Here is a 24,417-nt window from a genome sequence, read left to right on the forward strand (position 1 = left end):
CGAAGGTAAGCGAGATGGGAATTCTGAAGGGTAAAACGGCCGTTGTGACCGGCTCGACCAGCGGCATAGGCCTTGCGTGTGCCCGTGCGTTCGCCGGCGCCGGCGCCAATATCGTGCTCAACGGGATGGGTGCGCCGGCCGAGGTTGAAAGGGAGCGCGCCGCGATCGAGCGCGACTTCGCCGTCAAGGCGATCTATTCACCCGCGGACATGGCGTGTCCGAGCGAGATTTCCGAGTTCATTGCACTCGCGGAGAAAACTTTCGGCAGTGTGGATGTCCTCGTCAATAACGCCGGCATCCAGCATGTCTCTCCGATCGAGGAGTTTCCGATCGAGAAGTGGGACGCGGTCATCGCGATCAACCTGTCGGCCGCATTTCACGCAATCCGCGCAGCCGTGCCAGGCATGAAGAGGCGCGGTTGGGGCCGCATCATCACCACAGCCTCGGCGCATTCGCTTGTCGCTTCACCCTTCAAATCGGCCTATGTCGCGGCCAAGCACGGCATCGCCGGCCTCACCAAGACGGTGGCGCTGGAACTCGCCAGATCGAAGATCACCTGCAACTGCATCAGCCCCGGTTACGTCTGGACGCCGCTCGTAGAGAAGCAGATCCCGAACACGATGGAGGCCCGTCGGATGAGGAGAGATGAGGTGATTAGCGATGTCCTGCTCGCTGCGCAGCCCACCAAAGAATTCGTTACGGTCGAGCAGGTTGCCTCGCTCGCAATGTTCCTGTGCAGCGACGACGCCGCGCAGATCACCGGCGCCAATCTGCCGGTCGATGGGGGCTGGACCGCGGCGTAAGGCGACCGAGCAATCTGGCTCTGCGCCGAGTGCGCCAGCAATCGCCGGTTTTGGCGTTCGGACACTCCCATATCGGCCGCCCTCGCCCAGACGAAAGAGCTAGGAACGAAGTGAGCACCAAGTAACTTAAAACCGCCGTCGTGCTGGGGGCTTTGATGAGCGCGTCCCAGGCGGACCGCTTTAGGAATGAAGCGGAAGAATGCCGCAAGTTGGCCAATAAGGCACTCCACGCACAGGACAGAGCAGCTTGGTTCCGGCTTGCAGACGATTGGCTCAAGTGGCCGAGGAAGCCGATAAGAGACAATCCCGCTTCTCAAGTTGAGACAACTTCGAATAAACTTCTTTAGCGGCCGAGCATCTTCATCACGCCAGCCAGTCCGACGCGTAGGAACGGATCGGAATGGATGTAGAAGTATCGCACGCCGTGCTCGAGCCAGGACGGCAACTCGCCCGACGTCACGAGCGTGCCGGCGATCTTGCGGGCCGCGCAGATCTTCTTGACAGCAAAGCCGACCCGCTCCGTGACGGCCTGCGGCCGCGGCTGGCCGAACGCCGGAGCCGGCGGATAGCCCATGTTCTGGGACAGGTCGCCGGGACCGATGAAGAACACGTCGATCCCTTCTACCGCGAGTAGCTGATCAATGTTGTCGATCGCCTGCGGCGTCTCGATCATGGCGATGATCAGCCGCTTCTCATGGTCGGCGGGGCACGCGTAGCGGACGGCATCGACGATGGCGCGGGCCTGCTCGGCAGTTTCGACCATCGGCACCATCAGGCCGTCGGCGCCGGCATTGAGATAGCGGATCAGGAGCGGCCGCTCGTGTGAGTGCGGCCGGACAATGGCCGCACCACCTGCCCCGCGAATCGCCTGCGCGGTTCCGCGCACGTCCTCAAAGCTCCAGGTGCCGTGCTCGCAATCGACGAAGATCGCGTCCGCGCCAAGCTCCACCAGACGGACCGCCAGCCCCGATGAGGAGTGGTGCGGCGTTAGCATGCTGATCGCCTCGCCCTTCGCGAGGCGCTCGCGCAGTTTGGCTCCGTTCATGGGAAATCCTCTTCTTTAGCTCTTCGGCTTGTCCTTGAGGCCTTCGGGCGCACCGACCCAGCGGGCGGTCTCGATGTCCGCGGACGTGTCGCGCATGAAGGTCGGGCAGATGTGAAGCTCGGGGATCATGGCGCCCTGTTGCAGGCTGGCGCAGAGCAGCACCGCGCGCGCGACATCGTGCGGATTGAGCATCACGGCCCGTTCACTCTCCAACGGAGGGCGCGCGCGATTATCCATGATGGGCGTGTCGGTCTCGCCCGGCAGGATCGTCGTCGCTCGAATGCCCTGGTTGCGATAGGTGTTGTGCAGGAAGGTCATGAAATTCTTCGCGCCGGCTTTCGCTGCGCCATAGGCAGCGCCGCCAAGCAGGTTCGGGTTGACGACCGCAAGCGAGGACACGGTGATGATCGTGCCTTCCTTTTTGGCGATCATGTCCTCCAGCACGGCCTGGGTGAGATTGAACACCGCGGTGAGATTGACGTTTACCGTAGCGGTCCACTCGGCCTCGCTGAGGAAGCGGGCATTGAGCACCTTGCTGGCGCTGCCGGCATTGTTGACGAGGATGTCGATCGCCCCGACGTCTCGCTTGGCCCAGGCCACCGTCTCCAGAATCGACTCGCGCGAGGCGACGTCCAGCACATGGGCGACGGCCTTGCCGCCCGCTTGCTCGATCACCGAGACGACATCCCGCAGCGGCTCGATCCGGCGTCCGGTCAGGACGACCGTTGCGCCTTCGTTGGCGATCAGGATCGCGGTCTCGCGCCCGATCCCCGTTCCGGCACCGGTGACGAGTGCTATCTTTCCATCGAGCAGACCCATGTTACCTCTATTCGGCTGCGGTCGCGGCCAGGCTTGAGCGCTGATAGCCGTAAATCTGCCTCGCGGCCGCCGGCGTAATCAAGCCTTCCGCTAGGTCGCGTTCGATCGATGCCGCGCTGCGCTCGGACGTCTGCCCCCATCCACCGCCACCGGGGGTCTCGACCTCGAGGCGTTCGCCGGTCTTCAGGACGACCTTGCCCTTCGGAAACTGTGGTTCGCCGTTCTTGTGCACCTTGCCGGCAGTGCCGGACTGCCCGCCGACGACGCCGAAGCACGGATGGCGCACGCGCTCGGATGCCAGATAGATGCTCATCGGATTACGCCCGAGATTGCGCAGCACGACGCGCTGGCCAAGCCCGCCGCGCGCCTTCCCGGCACCGCCGGAATCCGCAATCAGCTCCTTGCACTCGGTGAGGACGGGGACGGCAATCTCGAACATCTCGATCGCGGTGACCTTGCAGTTGGACGGAAAGCTCAGCGTGTCGAGCCCATCGAACTCGGCACGCGCACCCTGCCCGCCATGGAAATTCTGCACCGAGCCATACTGCGTGCCATCGTCACGCCGCCCCACGCAATTGGCGGCCCAGATCGGCGCACCGCCGCTGTCGCCCATCACCTTATCAGGCACCACGCCTTCCAACGCCTTGAAGATCAGCGATGGAATGACATGCCCGATCAGGTTGCGCGAATTTCCCGCGGTCCATTGCTCGGGGTTGAGGATTGAGCCGAGCGGCGCTTCGTCCGTGAATGGCGTGATACAGCCCTCGTTGTTTGGCGTATCCGGATCGAGCAGGCATTTCAACGCATAGACCGAGTGGGCGTAGCGATAGTTGGTGCGGCAATTGATCGAGTGAAGAATTTGCTCGGACGTTCCGGTGTAGTCGACGTGAATGGAATCGTCGCGGACGATCACAGAGGCCTTGAGCGTCACGTCGGTGTCGTAGCCGTCGAGCAGGACCTCGGCGCTGTAGGTCCCATTCGGCCATTGCCGGATCGCGCGCCGGGTCTGCGCTTCGGAGCGGGTGTGGATGGCGTCGGCAAGCTCGTCGATGCCGTCGAGACCATACTCGTCGAGGAACTTGACGAGTTCGCGGCCCATGACGTTGTTGGCTGCCACCATGGATTCGAGATCGCCCATCACCTCCGTCGGAAGCCGAACGGAAGCGGCGATGATATCGAGGACATCCTGGTTGGGAACGCCGGCCTTGTGCAGCTTCACGATCGGGAAGCGAATGCCCTCCTCGAAGATGTCGCTGGCTTCGGAATGCAAGGGCGCGCCGCCGATATCGGGCAGATGCGCGATCGAGCCCGCGTAGGCCACGACCTTGCCATTCTTGAAGATCGGCGTGATCATGGTGACGTCGGGCAGATGGCCCGTGCCGATCTCCGGATCGTTGGTGGCGAGCACGTCGCCTTCTTGCAGGGTCTCGGCCGGAAACTTGGGTAGGAAGTATTTCTGCGCGGCGACCGGCAGCGAGGTGATGAAGACCGGGATCGACCAGGTGCACTGGGCCAGCGCCCGGCCGCGGCTGTCGAGCAGTACGGTGACATAGTCGTGGTTCTCGCGCACGATCGGCGAGAACGCGGTGCGACCGAGCACGATGTCGGCTTGGTCGGCGATGAAGATCAACCTGTTCCACATCACCTGGAGGTTGATCGGATCATTGAAATCGGCAGCGTTCGCGGACATGGAGGCGAGGTCCTTAGGCGATGTTGATCACGAGATTGCCGTTGATGTCGACGTGAGCGGTACCGCTCGGCCCGACGACCGCGGTCGATTCCCGCTGCTCGACGATCGCGGGTCCCAGGATCTTCTCGTCGACCGGCAGCTTGTAGTGATCATAGACCGGCGTATCGGCGAAGCCGCCGGCTTCGCTGAAATAGACCTGGCGGGTGCCCTTCCTGGCCTCGGCGGCGTGGCGTGTGTGCGGCCGCGTCACCTGATCCTTCTCGCCGCTGGAGCGCAGGCGCCACGTGATCACCTCGACCGACGAGCCCGCGACCGTGCGGCCGAACAGCTCGCGGTAGAGCTTGTAGAAATTGGCGAGCAGCTCCTCGTGGAACTGCTTCGGCGGCAGGCTGCGATCCGGCAGAGCGACCGTGATCTCGTGGCCCTGACCGACGTGACGCATGTCGACCGTGTAGCTGTTGGTGATGGTCTTCGGTGCCACGCCGGCAGCGCGAACGACCTCAGCCCCCTGGGCCGAGAGATCGCCGAGCAGGCGATCCATCGCGGCGAAATCCCAGTTGTCGACCTGCATCGGGAAGCTCGCGGACAAATCGACCGCGACGGGCGCGATCAAGAGACCGATCGCCGACGTGACGCCGGCGCCGGTCGGGCAGATGATGCGCTTGATGCCGAGCTTGCGCGCGATGCCATAGGCATGCACGGGACCAGCGCCGCCAAAGGCGACCATCGGCAGGCTTCGCGGATCGACACCGAGGTCGGTCGCATGCACGGCTGCCGCTTTGCTCATGGATTCGTTGACGAGATCGTGGATACCGAAGGCGCAACGCGGCACGCTGACGTCGAGCGAAGCTGAGAGCTTCGTCATCGCCGCGAGCGCAGCGTCTTTCGACACCTTGAACGAGCCGCCGACAAAGGACTCCGTGCCCATATAGCCCAGCAAGATATCGGCATCGGTGACGGTCGGCTCGGTGCCGCCGCGCTGATAGGCGGCCGGCCCCGGCATCGCGCCCGCCGAACGCGGGCCGACGTCGAGCAGGCCGAGCGGATTCTTCGCTGCGATCGAGCCACCGCCGGCGCCGATTTCGATCATGCGGATCGACTGGATCTTCAACGGGAATCCGGAGCCCTTGCGGAAGCGGTGATAATGCGCGACCTCGAGATCGGTGCCGACCGTCGGTTCGCCGTTCGGGATCAGGCACAGCTTTGCTGTTGTGCCACCCATGTCGAAGGACAGCACGCTGCCCTCGCCGGCGATGCGGCCGAATTCGGCTGCGGCGACGGCGCCGGCAGCGGGGCCCGATTCAATCAGCCGCACCGGCAGCTCCGCAGCCCGGCTGCTCGGCACGAGGCCGCCCGACGAGGTCATCCAGAGCACCTGCCGATTGATGCCCTTGGCGGCAAACTCGCGCTCGAGATGGGCGACGTGGCCGGACATCTGCGGCCGCGTGTAGGCGTTGACGACAGTGGTCGAGGCGCGGTCGAACTCGCGGACCTCCGGGCAGACCTCGGAGGACAACGACACGAAAATATCGGGATCCTCTTCGCGCAGCAGCGCGGCGATGCGCTGCTCATGATCTGGATATTTGTAGGCATGCAACAGGCAGACGGCGACGGACTTGATGCCTTCCTCGCGCAACCGTCCGGCGATCTCGCGGACCGTCTCCTCCTCCAGCGCGGTAACGACCTCGCCGTCGGCCGACATGCGCTCCACGGCGCCAAAGCTGTTCGCGCGCGTCACCAGCGGGTCGGGATATTTCAAGTTCAGGTCGTAGAGATCGTAACGCCCTTCGTTACGGATGCGCAGCATATCCTGGAAGCCCGCCGTCGAAATGAAGCCGGTCTTGACGCCTTTGCGCTCCAGCACCGCATTGGTGACGACTGTGGTTGCCCCGAGCACCTGAAGCTCGTCGAGATCGACGACGTCACCGAACTCGGCGAGCAGCTCGGAGACGCCTCGAACCACGGCTTCGGCCGGATTGGTCGGCGTGCTCAGCACCTTGTGGAGATGCAGCTCGCCCTTGTCGTCAAGCAGCGCGAAATCGGTGAAGGTTCCCCCGGTGTCGAATGCGAGCTTGGCCATCTGTTTCCTCGAAGCGATTATCATCGAGGGTAGGAAATGCGGTCACGACCGACCACCACAACTCCGATCTGCCGCCATAGGTTTTGTTTATGGCCTGACCTGTCTGGCGCTGCAGCGCCGGACACGTTTGACGGCAGCCGTGTTGCTCAGACCGCTCGGATGCCCTGCGGATGGCTGCGCATGAGCTTCTCCACGATGGTGAGAAGCACCGATCGGGTCGCCAGCGCGGGCTCCGAAAGCGGGAGGTGATCCGATACGCACAGCGAAACAGTCGCTTCGATCGCGGGACGAACGAGCCGGCGAACCTCGACGCCGTCGAAGCTCGACGCGCTCGCCGCCACGGAGGCCGGCAGGATGGTCGAGCCAAGCCCTTCCGTTACGGCCGCTCCGAGCGCGGACACCGACTCGATCTCCGACACGACATTCGGCGTCACCCGCGCCCGCGCCAGCGATTCGTCGATGAGGCGGCGGAGAAAATGGCCCTGGCTCGGCAGCAGCAGCTTGACCTCGGCCAGTGCCGAGAGCGGGAGCGCTTCATCGCTTTGCTTCTTGGCTGCCGGCTCCGCCCGGGACACCAGATACAGCTCCTCCCGAAACAATGGTTGCAGCTTGACGCCCTTGATCGGGCCGGAGCCGTAGATCATCGCCATGTCCATCTTGCCGGTCATGATGAGCTCACTCAGCACATGGCCGAAGCTGTCATTGATATGGACGATGATCTGCGGATGCAGTGCGGACATCTCCTTCAGGATCGGCAGCGACAGCGTGCTCGACGCCGAATAGGTCGCAAGGCCGATCGACACCCGGCCCGCCAGCGCCTTGGTCGACTGATCGATGTCGATCTGCGCCTGCTCGATCTGCTTCAGCAGCAGTTGCGCATGACGGTAAAGGATCAGGCCGGCTTCGGTTGGAACGATGCCGTGATTGCTGCGCAGAAGGAGCTTGTGCTTGAAGTGACTCTCGAGCGCGGCAATCTGCTGCGACAGCGCCGGCTGCGCCGTTCGCAACAGGCCGGCGGCGCGCGAGACGCTGCCGGCATCGACGACTTTGACAAAGCTTTTCAGCTTCCTGAAATCGACACTCATAGGGGTCGAATACCGGCTCTGAGAATGTGATCCCTGACCACCAATATCCTTTATCTAGCCCCTTGATTTCAATGAGATTCTTGTCAGGCAGCGCTCAGCGAAGCGCCCGGCAGGCTTGCTCGATACGGTTGCAGGCGTCCTTGATCGCCTCCATCGAGGTCGCGATCGACAGGCGGAAATACGGCGAGAGCCCGTAGGCGGCACCCTGCACGGCGGCAACACCGACGCCGTCCAGCAGATAAAGCACGAAGTCGAGATCGTTCTCGATGACCTTGCCGTCCGGCGTGGTCTTGCCGATCACGCCGGCACAGCCGGGATAGAGATAGAAGGCGCCGTCAGGCACCAGGCACGACAGGCCGGGGATCGCGTTCAGGCGCGCACAGGCGTAGTCGCGACGCTCCTTGTAGAGCTTGACGCTGTCGCGAACGAACGCCTGGTCGCTGGCCAGCGCATGGGCCGCGGCCGCCTGGCTGATCGACGACGGACAGGACGACATCTGCGATTGCAGCTTGTTGATCGCCGCGACCAGCGGCGCCGGACCGGCGGCATAACCGATCCGCCATCCGGTCATGGCATAGGTCTTGGACACGCCATTCGTGAGCAGGATGCGATCCTTCAGGGCGGGCACCGCCGCCGCAAGCGTGGTCGCGGGTTCGTCGCGATACCAGATCTGGTCGTAGATATCGTCGGACAGCACGAGCACGTTGGGATGGCGCAGCAGCACGGCACCGAGCGCTTCGAGATCGCCACGGGAATAGGCTGCGCCGGTCGGGTTCGACGGCGCATTGAGGATCAGCCAGCGCGTCTTCGGCGTGATTGCCGCCGCCAGCGCCTCCGCCGTCAGCTTGAATCCCTGGTTCTCGGAGCAGCGGACGATGACCGGCTTGCCGTCATTGGCGATGACCATGTCGGGATAGGAAACCCAATAGGGTGCGGGAATGATGACCTCGGCGCCCTCTTCCACGCTTGCCATCAACGCGAGGAACAGGATCTGCTTGGCGCCGCCGCCGACGCAGATCTCGTTGTCCGCGTACTCCAACCCAAGGCGCCGCTTGTAGTCGGCAATAATGCCCTTGCGCAGCGCCACGGTCCCGTTGACGGCGGTATATTTGGTTTCGCCGCGATCGATCGCCGCATGCGCCGCCGCCTTGACGTCATCAGGCGTGTCGAAATCGGGCTCGCCGATCGCCATGTCGACGATGTCGCGGCCGGCGGCCTTCAGCTCGCGCACGCGCGCGGACGCCGCCGTTGTCGGAGATATCTTGATGCGCGAGACGCGCGCGGCCGGCACGAAGATCGTCACTGTGGTTGTCCTTTAACGTTGCAGATCGTGTCAGTGTTCGGCGTCGGTCTCACCGCGCATGCGGCCGGTGAGGAAGAGCTCGCCGAGTTCGTCATGGGTGATGTCGGCGGGACGGCCGTCCCAGATCACCTTGCCAAGCCGCAGGATGACGGCGCGCTGGGCGACCTGCATGGCTTTCTTCGTGTTCTGCTCGACCAGCAGGATGGTCTGGCCGGCTTCGTTGATACGGAGCAGCTCGTCGAACACAATGCCGATCGCAGTCGGCGACAGCCCGACCGAGGGCTCGTCGACGAGCAGGATTTTCGGCCGCTGCAGCACGGCCATCGCGACCTCGAGCAGTTGCTGCTCGCCGCCGGACATGTTGCCGGCGAGCGTGTTTCGACGCGTCTTCAGGATCGGGAAGAGGTCGTAGACATAGTCGCGTTCCGCCTTCACCTGGCTGTCGCGCAGCGTATAGGCGGCCATCTGCAGGTTCTCGTCGACCGTCATCACCGGAAAATTGCAACGTCCCTGCGGCACAAAGGAGATGCCTTCGGCCAGGATCGCGCGTGACTTCAGGGCCGTGATGTTCTTGCCTCGCCAGTCGATGCTACCGCCCTTGACGGTCGTCAGGCCATAGAGCGTCTTCAGCAGCGTCGACTTGCCGGCGCCGTTCGGCCCCATCAAGGCAACGAACTGTCCCTGCGGCACGTCGAGATCGACGCCGTTGAGGATGTCGAGCGTGCCGTAGCCGGCGCGCAGATCCTTGATCGAGAGAGAGGATTCAGCCACCGAGATAGGCCTCCCGCACCGCCTGGTTCTGGACGATCTCGTCGGGTGTTCCCTCCGCGAGCTTGCGGCCCTGGTCGAGCACGACCACGCGCTTGCACAGGCTGGTGACCACGTCGATGTTGTGCTCGATGATCAGGAAGCTGACGCCGAAGGACGTATTGGCGAGGCGGATGCTCTCGACCACGCGCTCGATCAGCTTTGGGTTGATGCCGGCCATGGGCTCGTCGAGCAGAATGAGCTTGGGTTCCGGCATCAGCATCGAAGCGAACTGGATCAGCTTCTGCTGGCCGCCGGAGAGCTTGCCCGCGGGCTGGAAACGTACGTCCCAGAGGCCTGCGATCTTGATGAGCTCGCGCGCCCGCTCGCGCAAGGCCGCAACGCGATTGCGCGCTGCGGCGCCGATCCCGAAGGTCGACCAGATCCCGGGAAAGGTGAACATCTGGCCGGCGATGACGAGGTTCTCCTCGATGTCGAGCGCCGAGAATACAACCGTCTTCTGGAACGAGCGCAGCATGCGCCCTTCCCGCGCGATATCGTTCAGCGACCAGCCCGTGATGTCCTGACCATCGAGCTTCACCGCTCCTGCGCTGGGCTGCGCGAGGCCCGTCACGCAATCGAAGAAGGTGGACTTTCCGGAACCGTTTGGCCCGATCAGACCACAGATCTCGCCACGCTCGACATGCAGGTCGACACCGTCGACGGCGCGAACGGCGCCGTAGGATTTACTTAAGCCCGAGATATCGAGGATCGGCAGCCCGTTCATTTGCGCCTCTCGAGGAATGACCAGAAGCGGCCGATCAGCGGCGCGAAGCCGTTCGGGAAGTAGAACACGAGGGCAAGCAGGAAGAAGCCATAGGCGATCATGCGCAGCTCAGGCGCGACGCGCAGGGCTTCGGTGAGGCCGACGAACAACAGGCTGCCGAAGATGACGCCCGAGATCGTCCCCGCCCCGCCGCCGAGCACGATGATCAGCATCGTCGTCGAGTAGTACATCTGGAAAGTCAGCGGACTGACCACGGTGAGATAATGCGCATAGAGGCTGCCGCCGAGCCCGGCGAACACGGCGCTGATCATGAACACGACCAGCTTGTAGTACCAGGTCGGAATGCCCACGGATTCCGCCAGCGTCTCATTCTCGCGGATGGCGATCATGTTGCGGCCGGCCGGTGAACGCACGATCAGGTAGACAGCCAGGGTCGCCAGCGCCGCGATGGCGAGCACCAGATAGTAGAAGCCGACCGTCCCGGACACGGTGAACGACGCCGGCCCGAGCGCAAAGTAAGGTTTTGGAATCGCCGCTAGTCCCATGTCGCCGCGCGTCAGGCTGATCCAGTTTTTCGCAATCGCCTGCCCGATGATCACGAAACCGAGCGTGCACATCACGAACGAGGTCGAGCGCAGCCGCAGCGCGGGAATTCCGAGCGGCAGTGCGATCGCGCCGGTGACGAGGCCGGCGGCGAGGAAATTCAGATAAAACGGCGTGCCGAAATGCACCGCCAGCAGCGCCGAGGCATAGGCGCCGATGCCGAAGAACGCCGCCTGCGCCAGCGACAGAAGGCCCGTATAGCCGAGCAGCAGGTTGAGACCATGCGCCGGCAGCAGGAAGATCAGCGCGATGATGATCGCGTGCAGCGGGTAATTGCCGAGGAATAGGGGCGCGACGCAAGCCAGCGCCGCGAGCGCCAGGCCGAACGGGACGCGCAGATCCGGTCCCGTCTTCGCGACTGGGCTTTCGGCCGGTGTCATGGTCTGGTCTCGGACGATCTCGGTCAATGTCACATCCCAGCGATCAGAAGCGCGCCTGCGCGGAGAACAGCCCGTGCGGACGCCACATCAGCACCAGCATCAAGGTCGCAAAGCCGACGGTGTCGCGGAACTGCAGTCCGACATAGGTGGCGACGAGGCTCTCCGCGATACCGAGGATCATCGCCGCGACGAAGGTGCCGCGGACATTGCCGAGCCCGCCCATGATGATGATCGGCAGCGTCTTGAAGGTGATGAGCTCGCCCATGCCGCCATAGACGCTGACATTCACGGGTGCCGTCAGCACACCCGACAGCGCCGCAAGGCCGGCACCGAGGATGAAGGTCCACAGCGCGACATGGCGGACGTCGATGCCGACGACAGCGCAGCACTCGATATTCTGCGACACCGCGCGCATCGCCTTGCCGATCCGGCTGTAGGTGACCATCAGCTCGAGGCCGACGAATACGATGAGGCCGACAATGATGATCAAGATGCGTTGCTCGGCCAGCGTGAAGCCGAACAGCGTCACCGGTTCGATGTAGCCGCCGGAGAAGAATTTGTAGCTGCCGCCGAACACCAGGATGATCGTGTTCTGCAGGATCAGCGCGACGCCCAGGGTTGCCAGCACGCCGGCTTCGGCAGGTGCCCCCACGATGCGCTGCATCACGAAATTGCCGACGACGACAGCGATCACCGCCGTCGCCACCACGCCGATCACGACCGCCACCGGATAGGGCAGATCGAAATAGTCGATCGCGAACCAGGCCCCGAAGGTGCCGAGCATATAGTATTCGCCGTGGGCGAAGTTGATGGCACGCAGCACGCCGAAGATCATCGTCATGCCGACGGCAACGATCGCATAGACCGATCCGGATACGATGCCGTTAACGACCTGCTCGATGACCGTGTAGACCATGTTGATCCGTTCCCGTCGTCCTATTTGGGATAGTCGATGTCGGCCGAATAGGCTCCCTTGATGGCCGGCTTGCCGTTCTCGATCTCGAGCAGGATCATCGGCAAGCGCGCCTGATTGTGGTCATCGAAGGTCACCTCGCCGACCGCGCTCGCATAGTGGATATTGGAGAGCGCGGTGCGGACCTTCTCGCGGTCGATGCTCTGCGCCTGCTCGATCGCCTTGGCCAGCAGGTGCACGGTCTCCCAGTGCACGTAGGCGTGGTTGTTGGGCGCCTCGCGGAACTCGGCGGTGAATTTTTCAACGAAAGCCCTGCTCTTCTCGGAGTCGTAGGCCGGCAGCCAGGCCGCCGCCTCGATAGCTCCTTCCAGCGCTTTCGGCGCCGCCTTGATGGTGCTTGCCGTGTTGAACTCGGCATTCCCGATCAGGGGAATCTTGCCGGCGATCCCGACCTCGATCATCTGGCGCCCGACGATGGGCGTGCTGTCGGCGTTGCCGTACATGATGATGGCCTGGGCGCCGGAATCGCGGATCTTGGAGAGCACGCTGCGGAAATCGACCTCGCCCTCCTTGTAATAGTCTTCCGTCAGGATCTGGCTCTTGAAGCGAGGAAGGTATTTCTTGGTGAACTCGATGGCCGCTCGCCCATAGTCGGTGTCGACGGAGAGCACGGCGTATTTGGTAAAACCCTTCTTCTCGGCGGCGTATTGCAGCACGATCAAGGCGCGGTTCTCGTCGGTCGGATAGTTGCGGTAGGTCCATTTGAAGCCGCCGACGCCCGCCTTGTAGGTGATCTTCGGGTTCGACGAGGCAGCATTGAGCAGGAGCACGCCGGCATCTTCGGCCACGGGCTGCATCGCGAGCGTGACCGAGCTCGATACGTCGCCGATGATGAAATCGACCTGGTCCTGGTCGATCAGCCGCCGGGTTGCCGAGACGCCCTCGACCGGGGTCCCCTGGCTGTCGCCCGCCATGATGTTGATCTTGCGGCCCCCGACGCCGCCCGCGCCATTGATCTCCTTCGCCGCCATTTGCGCGCCGCGCAGCGAAAAGGAACCGTAGCGCGCGTTGGGACCGCTCATGGGCGCGACGAGACCCAGCTTGACCGTGCCGTCCTCGCTCCGGGCGAGCACACCGGAGGAAATGGTCTGGAATCCAAGCAGGGCGGTTCCGATGCAGAACCCCCGTCGGCTCAAGTCGATCGTCATTTCCCCGCTCCGTTGCTGCCAAACTAGTGCGTCTGCGAAGTCCCGCGGCCCCTCTTTGCTCTTGGATTTTTTGCCGCGGCCGACGGTAAAAAATAGATTTAGGGCCGTTCGCGGGGGAAGCACGACTGCGGTCTGCCGCCATAGCGAATTCTTATGGCGGGCAAACTCCCAATCGCTCACCGCCGTGAGACCTTCGCCTTCTATTCACCAGAAGCGGCAGTCAGACGCGACGTCACGTCGGAGACTGCGCGAAGCACTTCGTCCTCGCCCGAATAAAGGGGAGCGCCGTGAATCACCTCGGCTTGTCCGTCGCGGCTCACGAGCAATTGCGGAACGCCGCTGCTTGAGAGCCGGCCCATCAGTTTCCGGGTTTCGGCGATGCGTTCATTGGCGCGCGCTGCGAGCTCTTCGTCCTCGGTGAGGCGAAGCGCGAAATCGGTCGATTTCAGCAGAAAGTTTGCCTCCCGCGCAACGGCAATCGCGACAGCAGCTACTTCATCGGGCAGGCTCGTATCGCGTGCTTCGATGTAACGCGCGAGCTGAACTTGATGCAGAAAAACTGGCTCCAATGTCGCCGACAACTCACCGAGCGCGACCAAAGCCCGCGTCGCGGGACCGGAATCGAACACGCCGCGAGGGTTCAGAAGGACATTCTCACGATAGGCTTCGGTGAAGCGCTGACCGGCCAGTTTGGAAATGCGCATATCGTTGCGCCAGGCGTGGTCTGCCATGGACGAGACCGCGCGGGCATTGCCATCCGCAAACAGCCCTGAGGGCATCATCTGCACCGCGCCTGGATAAGCCCCGTCGAGAGCCGCAAGCGCGGGGGCGCTTGCATAGCACCAGCCGCACAGAGGATCGAAAAAGTAATGGAATTGTACTGCCTTCGTCATGTGCGTCTCACCCGATGCAAGTCATGCGAAACGCTTGGCGAGTTCGGCGATGCGCCGTCCCAGCAGGTGCGCCGTCTGGAGATCCCCCGCGAATGGAGCCTGCTCAGGCGACGAATCGGACGGCGAAGTCGCGAACGCGCCGGTGAAGCCACCCGACCAGTTGATGTCGTTCGGACCGCTGGCGAGCTTGTTTGCCGGCATTGTCGCCGGGCCGACCCAAAGCTGCCCATGCTGCTGCGACAAGGTCCAGAAGTAGTTCATCGTCGAGGATTTATCGCCATTCAGTGAAGCTGAGTTGGTGAAGCCGGCGGCCAGCTTGTCCTTCCACCGCTGCGCAAACCAAGCCTTCGAGCTCGCATCGGCAAAGCGCTTAAATTGCCAGGGGGCGCCGCCCATGTATGTCTGGCTGCCGTAGACAATCGCGCTCGCGGCGGCGATATCCTCGAAGACCGCCGCGTCGATCTCGCCTGTGTCCGGGATCCGGATCATCGTGACCTCCGTGCCGGCGACGGATTGGGCGCCATCGCGCACCGCCTCGGCTTGCCGGACCGTATGGCCATACCCGCTGAAGAAAACGATCGCGATCCTGCTCACTTTTGGCACTCCTTCTGCTCACCGTTGGGATGTCGTTCCCATCGCTGGCCTGGAGATACGCGACCGATCGAGGTAGATAAATCAGGACAGATTGGATACATTGTGCGTTAGAATTGGACAATCTCATGCGCGACGTGCCAAACCTCAACAGGCTTGCGTATTTCACTGCCGTGGTGGAGGCCGGCTCATTCACGGCGGCTGCCGAGCGTCTGGGCATTGCCAAGACGGTGGTCAGCCATCAGGTCAGTCGGCTGGAGGAAGAGCTGCAAGCGACCCTCCTCAAGCGCACGACACGGAAGCTGCAACTCACGGAGACGGGGCGAGGCCTCTATGACCGGGCAGTCGTGATCCTGCGCGATGCGGAGGAGGCCTTCGGCGAAGCTTCTCAAGGTACGACAATTCCGACCGGCACCCTCACCGTGACCGCGCCGGTCGAGTATGGTCAGACGGTGGTGGCGCGCGCGATCGCAGCCTTTCTGCAGCGCTTCCCACATCTCAAGGTCGAGGTGAAGTTCGACGACGCCCTTGTTGACCTCGTCAGCGCCGATTTCGATGTCGCCATCCGGTTGGGCTGGCTCACCGACAGTACGCACCAAATGCAAAAGCTCGGCAGTTTTCGCCAGCTGCTGGTTTGTGCACCGTCCTTGGCCCGCAGTTCCCCCGAACTGCAATCTCCCGCTGACCTCAAGAAATGGCCATGGATCGGAAACAGGGTCCTCAAACATCCGCTAGATTGGACGTTCTCGAACGCGAAAAAAATGGTCGCTCTCTCCGGCAGGGCGGCGGTCATGGCGGATATGACCCCGGCCGCCTATGCCTGCGTTCTCGCCGGGGCCGGCGTCACCGTGTTGCCGGATTTCATGGTCCAGCGCGACCTCACGGAAGGGCGGCTCATCCACGTCCTGCCGCAGTGGTCCCTCCCGGAAGGAGGAATCTACGCGGTCTACCCCGCCGCCCGCTTCAGACCCGCGCGGGTGCGCCATTTCGTCGATCTGCTGATCGAAACCGACCGTCAGCGCATCAAGCCTGCCGCTGACAGAAGCTCTTGAGACCGCGTATCCGCACGACACGGCGTTGCCATGTACGTACCGAACATGATGGGCATTCTGACCTGCACACTGGCAGTTCCTGTCAAAGACGCGAGATTCGGCTGGGAGACGGTGAAGGTCCGCAATGCATCGGCGGTCTCTGTGCAGGTGTCGATGTGCGATCGAGCGTGTCGCCCGCGATCCCACGTTCGCTCACGTGGTGAGCCTGAGCTATAGCGCACAGCTCGGCAATGCTCCGGCCTTCATCCTTGGCGAGTGTGTCGCAGAGCTGTGCAGCAGCTCCCCAGCTAGGCCGGTCGCGTGAGTGATTTCAGGCGGGGCAGGCAATCTGGCTGGGGCGGGAGGGATCGAACCTCCGAATGGCGGAATCAAAATCCGCTGCCTTACCGCTTGGCTACGCCCCATCAGGCGACCAGGAACTGGCGGAAGAATTGGCTGCCGCAGATTCCCTCGGGTCGCAGCCGGTCTATAGGGTGCGGCGCGGCATTTCAACCGCCTGGAGGGGCAAAATACCACAGCAGCCGGGATCGGTCGCACCACACCTTAATTATAGGCCCCGCAAAAGCCCGATGCGGTCCCGTATCACGCCCATTGAGACCTCTCCCGTTTCATGGGAATACGGCGCCAAACCTGTCCACGGGAGTGAGCCATGACCTACCGCGCGCCGATCTCTGACATGCTGCTGTCGCTCAACCACGGCGCCGGCCTGAAGGCTGCCGTGGCGGCCGGCCATTACGGCGATTTCGACGGCGACATCGTGGCCGCCGTGCTGGAGGAAGCCGGCAAGTTCGCAACCGACGTGCTGGCGCCACTCAACAAGGTCGGCGACGAGCACGGCATCAAGCTCGATAACGGCAAGGTCACGACCGCGCCGGGCTGGCCGGATGCCTACAAGCGCTGGACCGAGGGCGGCTGGAACGCGGTGTCCGGGCCCGAGGATTTCGGCGGCCAGGGCCTGCCGATGGCGATCAACGCCGCCTGCACCGAGATCTGGAGCGCATCCAACGTCGCCTTCGGGCTCTGCCCGCTGCTGACGGCGTCGGCGATGGAGGCGCTGGACGCGCATGGCAGCGACGAGCTGAAGAAAATCTATCTCGAAAAGCTCATCTCCGGCGAGTGGACCGGCACCATGCAGCTGACCGAGCCGCAGGCCGGCTCCGATGTCGGCGCGCTGCGCACTCGCGCCGAGAAACAGCCCGACGGCACCTATCGCATCAAGGGGACGAAGATCTTCATCACCTATGGCGAGCACGACATGACCGACAACATCGTGCATTTCGTGCTGGCGCGCCTGCCCGACGCGCCCGCGGGGACCAAGGGGATCTCGCTCTTCCTCGTACCGAAATTCATGGTCAATGCAGACGGCTCGCTCGGAGCACGCAACGACATTTTTGCCAGCGGCGTCGAGCACAAGCTCGGCATGCATGCCTCGCCCACCTGCACCATGACCATGGGCGATCATGGCGGCGCGATCGGTTTCCTGATCGGCGAAGAGAACCAGGGCATGCGCTGCATGTTCACGATGATGAACCAGGCCCGCCTCGGCGTCGGCCTCGAGGGCGTCGGTGTTGCCGACCGTGCCTATCAGCAGGCGCTCGCCTATGCGCAGGAGCGGAAGCAGGGTCGCGCGGTCGGCAAGAAGGGCGAAGGCTCGGACGCGATCTTCGTCCATCCCGACGTCAAGCGCATGCTGATGCGGATGCGGGCGCAGACCGCCGCCGCGCGTACCATCTGCTACGCCACCGCCGTCGCGCTCGACGTCTCCCTGCGCGCCAAGGATCCGAAGGTGCGCGCCGACGCCGCCGCGCGCGCGGCGCTGCTCACGCCGATGGCCAAAGGCTATTCCACCGACATCGGCAACGAGGTCGCCTATCTCGGCGTGCAGGTGCATGGCGGCATGGGCTTCATCGAGGAGACCGGCGCCGCGCAGCATTATCGCGACGCGCGCATCACCGCGATCTATGAAGGCACCAACGGCATCCAGGCGATCGACCTGGTCACGCGCAAGCTGGCGGCCAATGGCGGCGCTGCCGTGTGGGCGCTGCTCGACGAGCTCTCGACCGTCGTGAAGCAGGTCGAAGCCTCCAACGATCCCGCCTTCGGCACCACCGGCACCAAGCTGCGCGAGGCATTGGAGGCGTTGACGCGCACCAGCAAGTGGCTGCTGGAGCGCGTCACCTCGGCACCCAACGAGGCGCTGGCCGGCGCGACGCCTTATCTGCAGCAGTTCGGCTCGACGCTCGGCGGCTGCATGCTGGCCTCCGAGGCGCTTGCCGCGAAAGCCGACGGCAATACCGACGCCGCGCGCTACGTCTCGCTCGCGCGTTTCTTCGCCGAGAACATCAGTGTGCAGGCCGGCGCGCTCGAGCGCACCGTGACGGAAAGCGCGGAGTCGGTCGCGGCGGCGGATGCGGTGTTGCTGGGGTAAGGGGGCGCACCGCACAAACGGTGTCGTCCCGGCGAAGGCCGGGACCCATACCGCGTGATTTATCGATAGAAATCAAATCGGAGTCCCGCGGAAAGACTGCTTAACAACCAGTCCTCGTCAAACTACTGCCTGTGGTTATGGGTCCCGGCCTTCGCCGGGACGACGCCGAGATTGTTGCGCGCTCCCCGGCAACTCATCCCGGCTACGAAGCCGCTAGCTTCGCCCCTCCTCCCGGCCGCCACAGCACGATTCCCGCCGCCACCAGATCCAGCAGCACGCACATCGCAAACGCCGTCGTATAGTTGCCGGTAAAGCTGCGCACGAGGCCGACGATGCCCGGGCCGAAGGCGCTGACGACGCCGCTGATCGAGGTGCCCAATCCCATCGCGGCGGCAAAGGCGGCGGAGCCGAGCTCGCGCTGGATGATCAAAGGCGGAAACGTGATCATGTTGCCGATCGAGAAGCCGTAGACGGCGCAGCACGCCAGCAGCACGGTCGGATTCGTGCTTTGCAAGAGCACGAAGAGGGCGGCCGCCTGGCTCGTCATCGACGCCGCGCAGGCAAGCCGCGGATCGAGCCGGTCGACGAACAGGCCGAGCGACAGGCGCCCGACCACCGCCATCGCGGCCATGATGGTCACCGCAAGGCCAGCGTTGGCGCGACCGATCAGCGGTTCGAGGAACGTCACCTGGTGGATGATGAATCCCATCTGCGCCAGCAGCGCGATCGCGATCGGCAGCACCATGGTCCAGAACGCCGCATTGGCAAGCAGCGCCTTGCGCGACTGGGCCGGCGCGGCTGTGCCGGCACCGGAGGAGCGTCCAGGCGATGCCAATGATGCCCCCCCGGGCCAGGCGATGAAGCCGAGGACCACCGGCAGCACCAGCACCACCATCACGATCGTTGCCGCCAGCATCGCCGAACGGAAGCCGATGCGGCCGGTGAGCGAGAGCAGCAGCGGAACGAGGATGATGCCACCGCAGGTCGCGCCGTTGAAGGCGAGGCTGAGCGCAAGGCCGCGGCGCCGGTCGAACCAGGAATTCAGCACGGTCGCGATCACCACGGTGCCCATCCCGGTCCAGCCGACCGACATCAGCGCATAGGCGAGATAAAGCTGCCAGGGCGTCTGCATCAGCGCCAGCAGCACGGTCGAGGCGCCCAACGCGGATAGCCCGCACAGGATCAGCGCGCGCAGCCCGATGCGGGCAAGCAGATCGTCGGTGAAAATGACGAGGACGGAGGTCAACAGAAAAGAGAAGGTGCTGGCCGTGGAGACCAGCGTGCCCGGCCAGCCATGGGCACGCTGGAGCTCGGCGAGATAGACGCCCTGGCCGTAAAGGCCGAAGCCGAACATGAAGAAGGCCATCAGGAAGCAGGCCAGCACGACGCGCCAGCCGCGATAGGACAGCGAAGATTCGTCAACGCTCGTTGCGGCAATCATCAATCGAGCAATCGGTCAAATGGAACGGCAGAGGGCACGATCGTGCCTCACAACCACTGGTTTTTCAAACAAAACATTGTAGCCATTTGTTGCAATGCGCAATGGAGCGTGCAAGACAATACAACCGGCGCGATCTGACGCGATGCGGCTCCCGGACGGAAGACAGTCATGACAGCGGTGTCATCCGCCGGTCTCACGGACTAGCTTTCGAAAAGGTCGCGCGGGCGGATTGGCACGCCTGCAAGATGATGTAGGCTGATGTTTGCGAGACTCGCCGAAGTCACGCGTCGCGGCGAGCCCAGGGGGTCCTTATGCCGAATGGCAATATCGTCGTCACCGAAGAGCGTGGAACGCGCGTGATCACGCTGCGCCGTCCGGGCAAGAAGAACGCGATCACCCAGGACATGTACCGGGAGATGAGCCACGCGATCGACACCGCGCAGAACAATCCCGATATCCGCTGCATGATCATCACCGGCGGCTCCGGCGTGTTCACCGCCGGCGATGATATCGACGATTTTCTCCATGCCGACACGGCGCGGCCGGAGACGCTGTCGAACGGCGCCAAGTTTCTCTATTCGCTCGCCCTCAACACCAAGCCGATCATCGCAGCCGTTGATGGTGCGTCGATCGGCATGGGCACCGTGATGCTGTTTCATTGCGACTACGTGCTCGCCTCGACAGCCGCGACGTTCTCCGCGCCCTATATCCATCTCGGGCTCGTGCCGGTCGGCGCGGCCAGCCTCCTGATGCCGAATACGATGGGGTACCATCGCGCCTTCGCGATGCTGGTGATGGGGCGGACCTTCACCGCCGCGCAAGCCGAAGCCGCCGGCTTCGTCAACAGCGTGGTCTCGCCGGGACATACCGAGGTCGAGGCGCGCAAGGTGGCACGCGAGATCTGCCGGCTTCCGGCCGAGGCGGTCGCGACCTCGCGCAAACTGCTGCGCACCCCGCCGGAGGAATTGACCCGCCGCATCGACCAGGAGGCCCATCTGTTCGGCGACCGGCTGAAATCGGACGACGCCGTGGCTGCGTTCAACGCATTTGCGAACAGGAAGAAGCGGTGAGGGCTCTTCCTCTCTCCCCTTGTGGGAGAGGGTGGCTCGCCGCGCTAGCGGCGAGACGGGTGAGAGGTCTCTCTCCTCGAACTCAAACTTCACCTCGCGGAGACAACCCCTCATCCGGCGCTTCGCGCCACCTTCTCCCACAAGGGGAGAAGGAAGAAAGCATCGTGAAATCTTCGTGCGGAACGACTAGTCTCGATGCCATGCAATACCGATCCATCCTCGCCGCACTCGCGCTGACCTGCGCCCTTCCCGCCTTTGCCCAGACCGGCGCACCCGTCGAGCTGCGCATTCTCGCGATCAATGATTTCCACGGCAATCTGCGGCCGCCGCCCGGCGGCATCCGCATCAATGATCCCGAAGACAAGACCAGGAAGGTGATGGTCGCGGCCGGCGGCGCCGAGTACATGGCGACGCTGGTCAAGCAGTTGCGCGAAGGGCACAAGAACACGATCTTCGTTGCCGCCGGCGATTTGATCGGGGCGAGCCCGTTCCTGTCGGCGATGTTCCACGACGAGCCCTCGATCGAGTCGCTCTCGATGATGGGGCTTGCGATCACCTCGGTCGGCAATCACGAATTCGACGAGGGCAAGACCGAGCTCTTGCGGATGCAGAACGGCGGCTGCCATCCGCTCGACGGCTGCCAGGGACCGCATCCCTTCCTAGGCGCCAAATTCCATTATCTCGCGGCCTCCACAATCGAGACCGCGACCGGCAAGACCGTGCTGCCGCCCTACGAGATCAGGGAGTTCGAGGGCATCCCCGTCGCCTTCATCGGGCTGACCCTGAAGGAGACCGCGGGCATCGTCTCGCCATCAGGCATTGCCGGGCTCGAATTCCGCGACGAGGCCGAGACGGTGAACGCGCTGGTGCCGCAACTGAAGGCGCGCGGCGTCGAGGCGATCGTGGTGCTGATCCACCAGGGCGGCGAGCCCGCAGGCGATTACAACGAATGCCCCGCCATTACGGGGCCCATCGTCGACATCGTGAAAAAGTTCGATCGCGCCGTCGACGTCGTGGTCAGCGGCCACACCCACCGTGCCTATGTCTGCGACATCGACGGCCGGCTCGTCACCAGCGGCGACAAATACGGCACGCTGGTCACGGCGATCGACCTCAAGCTCGATCCGGCGAGCCGCGACATCGTCAGCGCCAGGGGCGAGAACGTCATCGTCGCCAATGCCTCGCTCGCGAAGGACCCCGAACAGACCGCATTGATCGACGCCTATGACAAGCTGTCGGCGCCGATCGCCAACCGGCCGGCCGGATCGGTGACGCAGACGCTGTCACGCGTTCCGAACGAGGCCGGCGAAAGCGCGCTCGGCGATGTCATCGCGGACGCCCAGCTCGCAGCGACCAGAGACGCCAAGGACGGCGGCGCCGTCATCGCGCTCACCAATCCCGGCGGCATCCGCACCGATATCGTTCCGAAGGAGAACGGCGCGATAACGTTCGGCGATGCCTTCGCCAGCCAGCCGTTTCGCAATCGCCTCGTCACCATGACGCTCACGGGCAGCCAGCTCAAGGACATGCTGGAACAACAATGGCTCGACCCGAAGCGGCAGCGGATCCTCCAGGTCTCGAACGGGTTCAGTTACACTTGGGACAGCGCGAAGCCGTTCGGCGAGCGCGTGATGGCAGAGAAGATGACGCTCAACGGCAGGCCGATCGAGCAGGCCAGCGGCTACCGCGTTACCCTCAACGACTATCTCGCCGTCGGCGGTGACGGATTCACGGTCGCCAAGCAAGGCTCGGCGCCGCAATATGGCGGCTACGACGCCGACGCGCTGTTCGCCTTTTTCCGGGCGCACGGGCCGATTGGACCGCTGCCACTGAGCCGCATCCTGCGCGTGAATTGATCCGGATCAAACGGGCCGGAACGGGACAACCCTTTGCCATTCCCATCCAAGCGCATAGATTGGGTTTGGCATTGCGTTTTGGCGCCGGATGCGTCAAGCGACGTCAAGAGCCCATTCCCAGTGAGCCCGACCTGATGAGCACGCTTCTTCTTTCCCACAAGGCCTGCCTCGACCACGTCACGCCGCCGGGACACCCCGAACGGCCCGACCGCCTGCGCGCCGTGGAGGAAGCGCTGTCGCATGAGCGCTTCCAGTTCCTGGTTCGCGACCAGGCACCGGAGGGCGATCTCGATCTCGTCACGCTGTGCCACAACGAGCATTACGTCACCGAGCTGCGCCACATCGCGCCGACCAGCGGCCAGGTCTATATCGACGGCGACACCTCGATGTCCCCGGGCACGTGGGAAGCGGTGATGCGCGGCGTCGGCGGTGCGGTGGCGGCGACCGAAGCCGTGATGGCGGGCGAGCACCGCAACGCCTTCGTCGCGGTGCGCCCGCCAGGCCATCACGCCGAGATCGGCAAGCCGATGGGATTCTGCTTCTTCGACAATGTCGCGATCGCCGCGCGCCATGCGCAGCGCAAATACGGCATCAAGCGCGCGGCCATCGTCGATTTCGACGTGCACCACGGCAACGGCACGCAGGATATCTTCTGGTCGGATCCGACCGTGATGTACTGCTCGACGCATCAGATGCCGCTGTTTCCGGGCACCGGCGCGAAGAGCGAACGCGGTGACCACGACACCATCGTCAACGCGCCGCTGGCGTCAGAAGACGGCGGCCCCGAATTCCGTTCCGCGTTCGAGAATCTGATCCTGCCGCAGCTCGAAAAATTCAGCCCCGAGCTGCTCATCATCTCGGCCGGCTTCGATGCGCATTACCGCGACCCGCTGGCCTCGCTGAACCTGCGCGCCGAAGACTACGCCTGGGTGACGCGCAAGCTGATGGACCTTGCCGACAAGTCTGCGGAGGGGCGCGTTGTCTCCGTGCTCGAGGGCGGCTATGACCTGCAAGGACTGAAAGAATCTGTTACGGCGCATGTCAGCGCCCTGATGGGCGCCTGAAAGCACTCGCCACATTAAGCCCGCAAAACCCGCCTTCACTCCGAGGAAAGCGAATCGGGCAATCGGAAACGGATATGGCTGAAAATACCCAAATCGACGTCTCCAGGCTCACCTTCGAGCGCGCGATCGAGGAACTTGAGACGATCGTGAAGCGGCTCGAGGACGGCAAGGTGCCGCTCGAGGAATCCGTGACGATCTACGAGCGCGGCGAGGCCCTGAAGCGCCGCTGCGAGGAACTGTTGCGCCAGGCCGAGGCCCGCGTCGATAAGATCACCACCGATGCCAGCGGCCAGCCCACTGGAACCGCACCGCTCGACGTCCAGTAGCGCCGACGGCCAAGCCCCCGTTCCGGGCATCTGAAGTCTGCATTTTTTCATGATCGCACGCCGCTGGATTCCTCGGACGCGGTGGGCCGACCCGGGATAAGGATCTGGGAACCCCCTCCGGACGGCCACCCGACCGCCAAATCCGGCGAAAAAGCGGTTGCTTCCGCCCAAAAATACTGCCCCGTCAGGGGCAAGTCTGGAACCGGCCGCCGGCGCCGCGATTAACCACTCTG

At 63.7% G+C, this 24,417-nt stretch carries 21 protein-coding genes and 1 tRNA gene; 7 read left to right on the top strand and 15 right to left on the bottom strand.

The features are described 5' to 3' along the window. Positions 1 to 14: 14 nt before the first annotated feature. Positions 15 to 803, top strand: coding sequence for a 3-hydroxybutyrate dehydrogenase (locus QA649_RS33770; protein ID WP_283021009.1), 789 nt, complete (start codon positions 15 to 17; stop codon positions 801 to 803). Between the two features lie 343 nt (positions 804 to 1,146). On the opposite strand, the gene QA649_RS33775 is transcribed toward QA649_RS33770, so the two are convergent. The 13 genes from QA649_RS33775 to QA649_RS33835 form a co-directional block, all read right to left on the bottom strand. Then, entirely contained in the window at positions 1,147 to 1,848 is a 702-nt protein-coding gene (locus QA649_RS33775) for an aldolase/citrate lyase family protein (protein WP_283021010.1), read from the bottom strand. A 15-nt stretch (positions 1,849 to 1,863) separates the two neighbouring features. Continuing rightward, positions 1,864 to 2,667, bottom strand: coding sequence for an SDR family NAD(P)-dependent oxidoreductase (locus tag QA649_RS33780; RefSeq protein ID WP_283021011.1), 804 nt, complete (start codon positions 2,665 to 2,667; stop codon positions 1,864 to 1,866). Positions 2,668 to 2,674: 7 nt separating this feature from the next. Next, positions 2,675 to 4,357 carry a hydantoinase B/oxoprolinase family protein gene (locus QA649_RS33785; protein WP_283021012.1) on the bottom strand — a complete coding sequence of 561 codons (1,683 nt, stop codon included), beginning with the start codon at positions 4,355 to 4,357 and terminating at the stop codon, positions 2,675 to 2,677. Positions 4,358 to 4,370: 13 nt separating this feature from the next. After that, positions 4,371 to 6,437 carry a hydantoinase/oxoprolinase family protein gene (locus QA649_RS33790; RefSeq protein ID WP_283021013.1) on the bottom strand — a complete coding sequence of 689 codons (2,067 nt, stop codon included), beginning with the start codon at positions 6,435 to 6,437 and terminating at the stop codon, positions 4,371 to 4,373. 146 nt (positions 6,438 to 6,583) lie between these two features. Next, positions 6,584 to 7,522 carry a nitrogen assimilation transcriptional regulator NAC gene (gene nac / locus QA649_RS33795; RefSeq protein WP_283021014.1) on the bottom strand — a complete coding sequence of 313 codons (939 nt, stop codon included), beginning with the start codon at positions 7,520 to 7,522 and terminating at the stop codon, positions 6,584 to 6,586. A 94-nt stretch (positions 7,523 to 7,616) separates the two neighbouring features. Next, positions 7,617 to 8,825 carry an aspartate transaminase gene (locus QA649_RS33800; protein ID WP_283021015.1) on the bottom strand — a complete coding sequence of 403 codons (1,209 nt, stop codon included), beginning with the start codon at positions 8,823 to 8,825 and terminating at the stop codon, positions 7,617 to 7,619. A 30-nt stretch (positions 8,826 to 8,855) separates the two neighbouring features. Continuing rightward, positions 8,856 to 9,596: an ABC transporter ATP-binding protein gene (locus QA649_RS33805; RefSeq protein ID WP_283021016.1), complete on the bottom strand. Its 741-nt coding sequence runs from the start codon at positions 9,594 to 9,596 to the stop codon at positions 8,856 to 8,858. Next, positions 9,589 to 10,359 (bottom strand): ABC transporter ATP-binding protein, encoded by a 771-nt coding sequence (locus QA649_RS33810; RefSeq protein WP_283021017.1) that lies wholly within the window; start codon positions 10,357 to 10,359, stop codon positions 9,589 to 9,591. The genes QA649_RS33805 and QA649_RS33810 overlap by 8 nt, the downstream gene beginning before the upstream one ends. After that, positions 10,356 to 11,369 carry a branched-chain amino acid ABC transporter permease gene (locus QA649_RS33815; protein ID WP_283021018.1) on the bottom strand — a complete coding sequence of 338 codons (1,014 nt, stop codon included), beginning with the start codon at positions 11,367 to 11,369 and terminating at the stop codon, positions 10,356 to 10,358. The genes QA649_RS33810 and QA649_RS33815 overlap by 4 nt, the downstream gene beginning before the upstream one ends. A gap of 16 nt (positions 11,370 to 11,385) precedes the next feature. After that, on the bottom strand, positions 11,386 to 12,258 hold the full coding sequence (locus QA649_RS33820) for a branched-chain amino acid ABC transporter permease (protein WP_283021019.1): 873 nt from the start codon (positions 12,256 to 12,258) through the stop codon (positions 11,386 to 11,388). Positions 12,259 to 12,278: 20 nt separating this feature from the next. After that, positions 12,279 to 13,463 (bottom strand): ABC transporter substrate-binding protein, encoded by a 1,185-nt coding sequence (locus QA649_RS33825; RefSeq protein ID WP_283021020.1) that lies wholly within the window; start codon positions 13,461 to 13,463, stop codon positions 12,279 to 12,281. A 200-nt stretch (positions 13,464 to 13,663) separates the two neighbouring features. After that, positions 13,664 to 14,356, bottom strand: a complete 693-nt coding sequence (locus tag QA649_RS33830) for a protein-disulfide isomerase (RefSeq protein WP_283021021.1) — start codon at positions 14,354 to 14,356, stop codon at positions 13,664 to 13,666. A 21-nt stretch (positions 14,357 to 14,377) separates the two neighbouring features. Further along, positions 14,378 to 14,950 (bottom strand): flavodoxin family protein, encoded by a 573-nt coding sequence (locus QA649_RS33835; protein ID WP_283021022.1) that lies wholly within the window; start codon positions 14,948 to 14,950, stop codon positions 14,378 to 14,380. Positions 14,951 to 15,075: 125 nt separating this feature from the next. On the opposite strand from QA649_RS33835, the gene QA649_RS33840 reads away from it, so the two are divergent. Further along, the gene (locus QA649_RS33840; protein ID WP_283021023.1) at positions 15,076 to 15,999 is read left to right on the top strand and encodes a LysR family transcriptional regulator; all 924 of its coding nucleotides are present in this window, start codon (positions 15,076 to 15,078) and stop codon (positions 15,997 to 15,999) included. A 329-nt stretch (positions 16,000 to 16,328) separates the two neighbouring features. Here the strand turns inward: QA649_RS33840 and QA649_RS33845 are convergent. Next, positions 16,329 to 16,403 (bottom strand) — tRNA-Gln (locus QA649_RS33845). A gap of 245 nt (positions 16,404 to 16,648) precedes the next feature. Between QA649_RS33845 and QA649_RS33850 the strand changes: the two genes are divergently transcribed. Next, positions 16,649 to 18,427 (top strand): acyl-CoA dehydrogenase, encoded by a 1,779-nt coding sequence (locus QA649_RS33850; RefSeq protein WP_283021024.1) that lies wholly within the window; start codon positions 16,649 to 16,651, stop codon positions 18,425 to 18,427. 202 nt (positions 18,428 to 18,629) lie between these two features. On the opposite strand, the gene QA649_RS33855 is transcribed toward QA649_RS33850, so the two are convergent. Next, entirely contained in the window at positions 18,630 to 19,868 is a 1,239-nt protein-coding gene (locus QA649_RS33855) for an MFS transporter (protein WP_283021025.1), read from the bottom strand. A 311-nt stretch (positions 19,869 to 20,179) separates the two neighbouring features. Here QA649_RS33855 and QA649_RS33860 point away from each other — a divergent pair, with 311 nt between their 5' ends. The 4 genes from QA649_RS33860 (at position 20,180) to QA649_RS33875 (ending at position 24,184) form a co-directional block, all read left to right on the top strand. Next, positions 20,180 to 20,938 carry an enoyl-CoA hydratase-related protein gene (locus QA649_RS33860; protein WP_283021026.1) on the top strand — a complete coding sequence of 253 codons (759 nt, stop codon included), beginning with the start codon at positions 20,180 to 20,182 and terminating at the stop codon, positions 20,936 to 20,938. A gap of 200 nt (positions 20,939 to 21,138) precedes the next feature. After that, a complete protein-coding gene (locus tag QA649_RS33865; protein WP_283021027.1) occupies positions 21,139 to 22,794 on the top strand; it encodes a bifunctional metallophosphatase/5'-nucleotidase in 1,656 nt (551 codons plus the stop codon). A 134-nt stretch (positions 22,795 to 22,928) separates the two neighbouring features. Then, positions 22,929 to 23,858 carry a histone deacetylase family protein gene (locus QA649_RS33870; protein WP_283021028.1) on the top strand — a complete coding sequence of 310 codons (930 nt, stop codon included), beginning with the start codon at positions 22,929 to 22,931 and terminating at the stop codon, positions 23,856 to 23,858. 74 nt (positions 23,859 to 23,932) lie between these two features. Next, positions 23,933 to 24,184 carry an exodeoxyribonuclease VII small subunit gene (locus QA649_RS33875; RefSeq protein ID WP_018648646.1) on the top strand — a complete coding sequence of 84 codons (252 nt, stop codon included), beginning with the start codon at positions 23,933 to 23,935 and terminating at the stop codon, positions 24,182 to 24,184. The last annotated feature ends 233 nt before the right edge of the window (positions 24,185 to 24,417 follow it).

The organism is Bradyrhizobium sp. CB1717 (assembly GCF_029714325.1).
In the GTDB taxonomy this organism is placed as follows: domain Bacteria; phylum Pseudomonadota; class Alphaproteobacteria; order Rhizobiales; family Xanthobacteraceae; genus Bradyrhizobium.